Origin of the sequence: Vibrio mexicanus (assembly GCF_001012815.1) — a bacterium.
Taxonomy (GTDB): Bacteria; Pseudomonadota; Gammaproteobacteria; order Enterobacterales; family Vibrionaceae; genus Vibrio; species Vibrio mexicanus.
Window position 1 is genome coordinate 68,671 of record NZ_JYJP01000068.1, and the last position, 7,158, is coordinate 75,828.

Annotated in this window: 4 protein-coding genes and 2 pseudogenes; 4 read left to right on the forward strand and 2 right to left on the reverse strand. The window is 45.3% G+C overall.

The window, feature by feature from the left end; genetic code table 11:
• Window positions 1-7 precede the first annotated feature (7 nt).
• Both UA76_RS10160 and metN read right to left on the reverse strand, forming a co-directional pair.
• Window positions 8-685: a methionine ABC transporter permease gene (locus UA76_RS10160; protein WP_047045591.1), complete on the reverse strand. Its 678-nt coding sequence runs from the start codon at window positions 683-685 to the stop codon at window positions 8-10.
• A complete protein-coding gene (gene metN / locus UA76_RS10165) occupies window positions 675-1,709 on the reverse strand; it encodes a methionine ABC transporter ATP-binding protein MetN (protein ID WP_047045596.1) in 1,035 nt (344 codons plus the stop codon). Before metN ends, UA76_RS10160 begins: the two co-directional genes overlap by 11 nt.
• A gap of 216 nt (window positions 1,710-1,925) precedes the next feature.
• Here metN and gmhB point away from each other — a divergent pair.
• The 4 genes and pseudogenes from gmhB (at window position 1,926) to treC (ending at window position 6,973) form a co-directional block, all read left to right on the forward strand.
• Window positions 1,926-2,476 (forward strand): annotated as a pseudogene (gene gmhB / locus UA76_RS10170) (D-glycero-beta-D-manno-heptose 1,7-bisphosphate 7-phosphatase).
• Between the two features lie 148 nt (window positions 2,477-2,624).
• Complete coding sequence (gene treR, locus UA76_RS10175) at window positions 2,625-3,572, forward strand: trehalose operon repressor TreR (protein WP_047045598.1); 948 nt, start codon at window positions 2,625-2,627, stop codon at window positions 3,570-3,572.
• A gap of 208 nt (window positions 3,573-3,780) precedes the next feature.
• Window positions 3,781-5,202 (forward strand): annotated as a pseudogene (gene treB / locus UA76_RS10180) (PTS trehalose transporter subunit IIBC).
• Window positions 5,203-5,275: 73 nt separating this feature from the next.
• Window positions 5,276-6,973, forward strand: coding sequence for an alpha,alpha-phosphotrehalase (gene treC / locus UA76_RS10185; RefSeq protein WP_047045599.1), 1,698 nt, complete (start codon window positions 5,276-5,278; stop codon window positions 6,971-6,973).
• The last annotated feature ends 185 nt before the right edge of the window (window positions 6,974-7,158 follow it).

Genomic DNA, 7,158 nt, shown 5'->3' on the forward strand with positions numbered 1-7,158 from the left:
GCAATGTTTATCTGTGATCAACGCGGCGAACAACAGCGTCACCGATAGATTGAATAATCTGAACCAATACGATGAGCATCACCACAGTAACGGCCATGATAGTGACATCATAGCGATGGAAACCATAACGGATAGCGACATCACCTAAGCCACCGCCGCCCACAGTCCCTGCCATTGCAGAGTAGCTCACTAGGGTAACGAGTGTGATGGTGACAGAGTTCACTATGGTTGGTAGTGCTTCTGGAAGCAGTACCTTAGTAATAATTTGAGTTGGTGTCGCGCCCATAGATTGAGCCGCTTCAACAAGGCCAGATGGCACTTCAAGCAGTGCACCTTCGATTAATCGTGCAACAAATGGAATTGCGCCAATCGTTAGCGGAACAATTGCCGCTGTTGTGCCGATAAAAGTACCAACCAGAAGCTTAGTCACTGGGATAATCGCCACCATCAGCACCAAGAATGGCACCGAACGGCCAATATTCACAATCGCGCCAAGTACGCTGTTTAGTCCGGTATTCTCTAGCAGGCCACCTTTCTTGGTGATGTGTAGAATAACGCCTAGTGGAATACCAATGGCAAAGCCAACAATGCCTGCAACACCCACCATGTAGAGAGTTTCCCACGTAGCACCAATTAGAAGGTCGCTGTTAAGGCCTAACCATTGTGAAACTGCATTAAAGGACATAACCAAGAACCTCTACTTTTACATTGTGCTCACGCAGAAACTCGATTGCTGCGTTGTCATCTTCTTCGCTACCAAACAGTTCAGCGACCATCATGCCGAACTTAACACCGCCTGCGTAATCCAAATCTGAGCTTAGGATACTCACATCGATATTAAACTTACGGGTGATTTGTGACATTAATGGGGCATCAACCGTTGCGCCTGTGAACTCAAGACGAACTAACGGATAGCTGCCCTCAACGCGAGTCGGTTGCAGACGTACTTGATAATCATCTGGAATCGACAGGTCCAGCGTTGAACGGATAAACTCATGTGCTAGCTCTGTTTTAGGATGGGCAAAGATTTCGCCAACCGTGCCTTTCTCTACCAGCTCACCACCGCCGATGATCGCGACTTCGTGACAGATGCTTTTAACCACGTCCATTTCGTGAGTAATTAAAAGGATCGTGATGTTTAGCTTGCGGTTAATCTCTCTTAGAAGTTCTAAGATAGATTGGGTTGTCGCTGGATCGAGCGCGCTAGTGGCTTCGTCACACAGCAGCACTTTCGGGTCGCTAGCAAGAGCACGTGCAATTGCGACACGCTGTTTTTGACCACCACTTAGATTAGCTGGGTAGCTCTCATGCTTATCAGCAAGGCCAACCAATGCCAACAGTTCCGTCACTTTCGCTTCGATGTGCGTTTTATCTTTGCCTGCTAGCTCTAATGGTAGTGCGACGTTAGCAAACACAGTACGTGAAGAGAGTAGATTAAAATGTTGGAAAATCATGCCAATGTTACGACGGGCTTCGCACAGCTCACTTTGGCTTAGCTTTGTGAGATCGACACCATCAACCACAATCGAACCCGAAGTCGGCGCTTCTAGCATGTTTACACAGCGAATCAGCGTACTTTTACCCGCACCTGAAGAGCCGATAACACCAAAGATATGGCCTTGTGGGATGGATAAGTTGATGTCTATAAGGGCATTTATCTCTTTCGTGCCTTGATAAAACACCTTGTTGACTTGGTTAATTTCGATCATCTTTCTACCTGTGGGAGAACAGCAGCATATAATTTTGAGTAATCTCTCATTTAGTAGAGGATACTATGGTTTTCATTTGGTTAGGTCAATAGATATTTTTACGTCTAGACGTCTAAATGCCTGCAATTTGCTAACCAAAAAGTAATTAGATAGTGATGAAAGAAATAAAGCGTGCAATAATTCTTACCAACTTACGTAATATCGAGATAGAGAATTTTGGCTAAACCTGCAGTGTTTTTAGACCGCGATGGCGTGATTAACGTTGACCACGGTTACGTTCACGATGAGCATGACTTTGAGTTTGTTGAAGGGGTATTTGAAGCCGCTCAAGAACTGCAAAAGATGGGCTATCTATTGGTGGTGGTCACCAACCAGTCGGGCGTTGCTCGCGGCATGTTTAGTGAAGATCGCTTTCTTTCTCTGACTCAGTGGATGGATTGGAACTTCGTTGATAACGGCGTTGAGCTCGATGGCATCTATTACTGCCTCATCATCCAGAGCATGGCGTGGGCAAATATAAGCAAGACTGCGATTGTCGTAAGCCAAAGCCAGGTATGTTCAAATCTGCGCAAGAGTTTCTAAAGATCGATATGGCTAACTCTGTCATGGTGGGTGACAAAGCTGAAGACATGATGGCAGCAGAGGCCGCAGGTGTAACCACAAAGCTGCTAGTTCGTACTGGCAAGCCCCTCACTGAGAAAGGTGAGCAGCTTGCGACAGCGGTTCTTGATAGTATTCGAGATGTGCCCAGTTACCTGAGTACTTAAGTTATCTTCGTGCATAGTAATTTGATGCTTAATAGTCGTAATAGGTCGCTTTAATGCGGCCTTTATTTTGTTTCAAATTCACATTGTTTTATAGTGTCTATTCATCGCTCCCTTCTTTCATCATCGTTTTAAACTAAGTATTTTAGGTATGACTAAGAAACTGACTATTCTTGATATTGCAAAGCTCTCCGGTGTGGGTAAGTCAACGGTTTCACGTGTGTTAACCAATGATCCCAAGGTGAAACCTGAAACGCGCGCTAAAGTTGAGCGAGTGATTCAGGAATCGGGATATGTACCGTCTAAGTCTGCCCAAGCCATGCGAGGTGGAAGTCAGAAGGTAGTGGGCGTTATTATCTCGCGTCTCGACTCGCCTTCTGAAAACAAAGCGGTGGGCAGTATGCTCAATACGCTGTATGCGGCAGGTTATGATGTGGTGATCATGGAAAGCCAGTTTGATCAGGTGAAAACCAATGAACATTTGGATGTGCTGAAAAAACGTAATGTCGATGGTGTGATTGTCTTTGGCTTTAGTGACTTTGATATTGAAAAGTTAGTCAGCTGGCAAAACCGTTCTGTTGTGATTGCAATGGATACGGATCAGGTCTCATCGATTAATTACGATAATCTAGGCGTGATCACCCATGCGTTAGAGCACCTCAAAGCAGACAGCCTCAACGACATCGCCTTTATTGGTGTAGATCCTGCGGATAAAACCACGGGTAAACTTCGTTTGGATGCCTACCTAAGCTGGTGCAGCCGAGAGGGAGTTCAAGCTAATTATCAAACAGGGCATCTTCACCACGAGAGTGCTTACACGCTGGTGGATAAGGTGTTGACCCCAACCACTCAAGCCATTGTTTGTGCCAGTGATACGTTAGCGCTCGGTGTGATCAAACGTCTTCAAGAGCTGGAGCGTGAAGATGTGGTGGTCACAGGGGTGGGCGGCAATGAACTGCTTTCCTTTCTGTTTCCTAAAGTATTTAGCATTGACCCTGGATATGTTCAGGCCGGTGAAAAAGCGGCTAATATGCTGATTTCCCAAATAAATGGTGATGTAGAACAGCGACACATCACACAGCAACCCGTCTCAATTTAACTCATTATTTTCAAAGTGATTTAAAATTATACTGTGATCTTATTCAATTAATGGGACTGTTCCCATTTTTATCTTTGATTGGATCTGACAATATAATGCACACAAGTGGGAATGTTCCCATAGATATAAGAATAACGATTAGGTCAGTTTGAATCGTCAATGTTTTTGACAACAGATGAATGAGAATCCAATTAGGGTGGACATGGATATGAGTAAGATTGCGAAACAAGAAGTTGAGCGTCTGATTGAGTTAGTCGGCGGTCGCGACAACATTGCCAGCGTAAGTCACTGCCTTACGCGCCTTCGCTTTGTATTAAATGATACCGGTAAAGCCGATGAAAAGGCGCTAGAAGCCCTGCCGTTAGTAAAAGGCTGTTTTACTAACGCGGGCCAATTTCAGGTAGTTATTGGTACTGAAGTGGATGAAGTCTACAAGGTACTGATTGAGCTATCGGGTCAGACGGAAGCATCGAAAGACGAAGCTAAGCTGGCTGCTCGTCAGAACATGAATATTCTAGAGCGTGGTATCTCCCATCTTGCAGAAATTTTTGTACCGCTGCTTCCTGCCATCATTACCGGTGGTTTGATCTTAGGTTTCCGTAATGTGATTGGCGACATCAAGATGTTTGATGGTCAATCTTTAACGGAAATTAGTCAATTCTGGCAACGGTGCACAGCTTCTTGTGGCTAATCGGTGAAGCGATCTTCTTCTTCCTACCAGTGGGCGTGTGTTGGTCGACAGTGAAAAAGCTTGGCGGAACGCCGATTTTGGGTATTACCTAGGTGTGACCTTGGTGTCGCCGCAGTTAATGAATGCGTATTTGATCGGTAAAGAAGTACCTGAAGTGTGGGACTTTGGCCTCTTTGTGATTGAAAAAGTGGGCTACCAAGCGCAAGTGATTCCGGCCATGTTGGCGGGTATGGCGTTAGCGTTTATTGAAACCAACTTAAAACGCATTGTTCCTTCATATCTATATCTGGTGGTTGTGCCTTTCGTCTCAATCATTCTGTCTGTAGTACTCGCGCACTCATTGATCGGTCCATTTGGTCGCGTGCTGGGTGACGGTGTGGCGTTTGCGGCAAAAGCGCGATGACGGGCGATTTTGCCGTGATTGGCTCTATGCTGTTTGGCTTCCTATACGCACCACTGGTGATCACGGGTATCCACCACACAACCAATGCGGTCGATCTTCAACTGATGCAAGACCTTGGTGGTACACCAATCTGGCCTTTGATTGCTCTGTCTAACATTGCTCAAGCTTCTGCTGTTGTGGGTATTATCATCATTAGTAAAAAGCATGGTGAGCGTGACATCTCTGTACCCGCGGCTATCTCTGCTTACCTTGGTGTCACAGAGCCTGCGATGTACGGCATCAACCTCAAATACAAGTTCCCGATGCTAAGTGCAATGATCGGTAGTGCGATTGCAGCGGCTATCTGTGGTAGTGCAGGCGTAATGGCAAACGGTATTGGTGTGGGCGGTTTACCAGGTATTCTGTCTATTCAACCGCAATTCTGGGGCATCTTCGCGATTGCAATGCTGGTGGCGATTGCAGTGCCAGCGCTATTAACTCTTTTCTTCTACAAACGAGCTCAGTCGAAGGGCGAGCTTGAACCTGTAAACGCATAATTTCTCTATTTGGAGCGGCATCTCGCCGCTCCCTATTTTCTCTAGTTTTCTTTTTTGGTAAGTGAGTTTAGAAATGACAACAGTTGTAAATGATGATCAATGGTGGAAAACCGCCTCCATCTATCAGATCTATCCTAAGAGCTTTTGCGATAGTGGCAGCAAAGGTACGGGAGATATCCAAGGTATTATTTCTAAGCTTGATTACTTGAAGCTATTAGGCGTTGACGCGATTTGGCTCACGCCAGTTTACGCCTCACCAATGATTGATAATGGCTACGACATTTCTGATTACTACGCGATTAATCCCGACTTTGGCACTATGGCGGATTTTGATTTGCTGCTCGATCAGGCACATCAACGGGGTATTCGAATCATTATGGACATCGTTGTGAATCATACATCGACCGAGCATCAATGGTTCCAGTCGGCATTGGGAGATAAGAACAGCCCATATCGTGATTACTATATCTGGAAAGATCCCGTAGACGGCGGTGTTCCAAACAATTGGCAATCTAAGTTTGGTGGCAGTGCTTGGGAGCTTGATGAACAAACGGGCCAATACTTTTTGCACCTGTTTGCGAAAGAGCAAGCGGACCTTAACTGGGAGAACTCCAAAGTACGCGCTGAAGTAAAAGAGGTCATCAGTTTCTGGGCAGAGAAAGGCGTGGATGGCTTTAGACTTGATGTCATCAACTTGATCTCTAAGCAGCAAGACTTTCCAAATGATGATATTGGCGATGGACGCCGTTTCTATACTGATGGTCCTCGCGTGCATGAGTATTTGCAAGAGATCAGTGAAGCGGTATTCCAAAAGTATGGCAGCGTGACCGTGGGTGAGATGTCTTCTACCACGCTTGAGCATTGTCAGCAGTACTCGTCACTGGATAACAAAGAGTTGTCTATGGTGTTTAACTTCCATCATTTGAAAGTCGACTACCCAAATGGCGAAAAGTGGACCAAAGCGCCGTTTGATTTCCTGCAGCTTAAGCAGATTTTCAATCACTGGCAGACAGGCTTGAATGGCAAAGGGTGGGGAGCACTATTTTGGTGTAACCACGATCAGCCACGTGTGGTGAGCCGATTAGGCGATGATCAGCAATATCGAGTGGAATCGGCAAAAATGCTTGGTGCTTCGGTTCATATGATGCAAGGCACACCATACATTTATCAAGGCGAAGAGATCGGGATGACTAACCCAGGTTATACGTCGATTGAGCAGTATCGTGATGTCGAAAGTACTAACATGTATGACATCATGGTCAAACAACAAGGTGTTAGTCATGATGAGATGATGGCAATACTGGCACAGAAATCTCGTGATAATTCACGAACGCCAATGCAGTGGAACGATCAAGCTTACGCTGGGTTCTCTAAAGGTCAGCCTTGGCTAGAGGTCGCGAGTAACTATCCTGAAATCAACGCAGAGCAAGCGGTAGACGATAGCAATTCGGTATTCTATTTCTATCAAAAGCTGATTCAGTTACGCAAAGAGATCGAGGTGATCACGACAGGTACTTATGAAGACCTATATCCAGAACATGAGTCGATCTTTGGCTATGAGCGTAAATCTGAAACTCAAACGCTGATCTGTCTCAATAACTACTACGGGGTCGAGACTGAGTGTGTGTTACCCCAAGGCTTTGATACCTCAAAAGCTAACTACGTGCTAGGCAATTATTCAGACTTAAGCGGAAGTGTAAGCCAGCATCAAGTGCTAAGACCTTATGAGACGCGTATTATTCTTCTAAATACTATGCTTTTAGACAACTAACGCCCCCTCTAGGTTTTAAGCCAAGTTTGTTAGTTCGTGGCCTCTGTTCGGGGCCTTTTTTATACTGGTGATTCCAGGTTTTTTTTGGTAACTCTATGGATATAAAAGCTTTTTATAATTTTGAGTTGAAGCCGCTTTGTTATATTGCAGGCATAAAAAAACCAGCTCAATGAGCTGGCTTTCTT

Coding starts and splice junctions, on each gene's coding strand:
- UA76_RS10160 (WP_047045591.1), bottom strand. CDS start 685: ATGTCCTTTAATGCAGTTTCACAATGGTTAGGCCTTAACAGCGACCTT.
- metN (WP_047045596.1), bottom strand. CDS start 1,709: ATGATCGAAATTAACCAAGTCAACAAGGTGTTTTATCAAGGCACGAAA.
- treR (WP_047045598.1), top strand. CDS start 2,625: ATGACTAAGAAACTGACTATTCTTGATATTGCAAAGCTCTCCGGTGTG.
- treC (WP_047045599.1), top strand. CDS start 5,276: ATGACAACAGTTGTAAATGATGATCAATGGTGGAAAACCGCCTCCATC.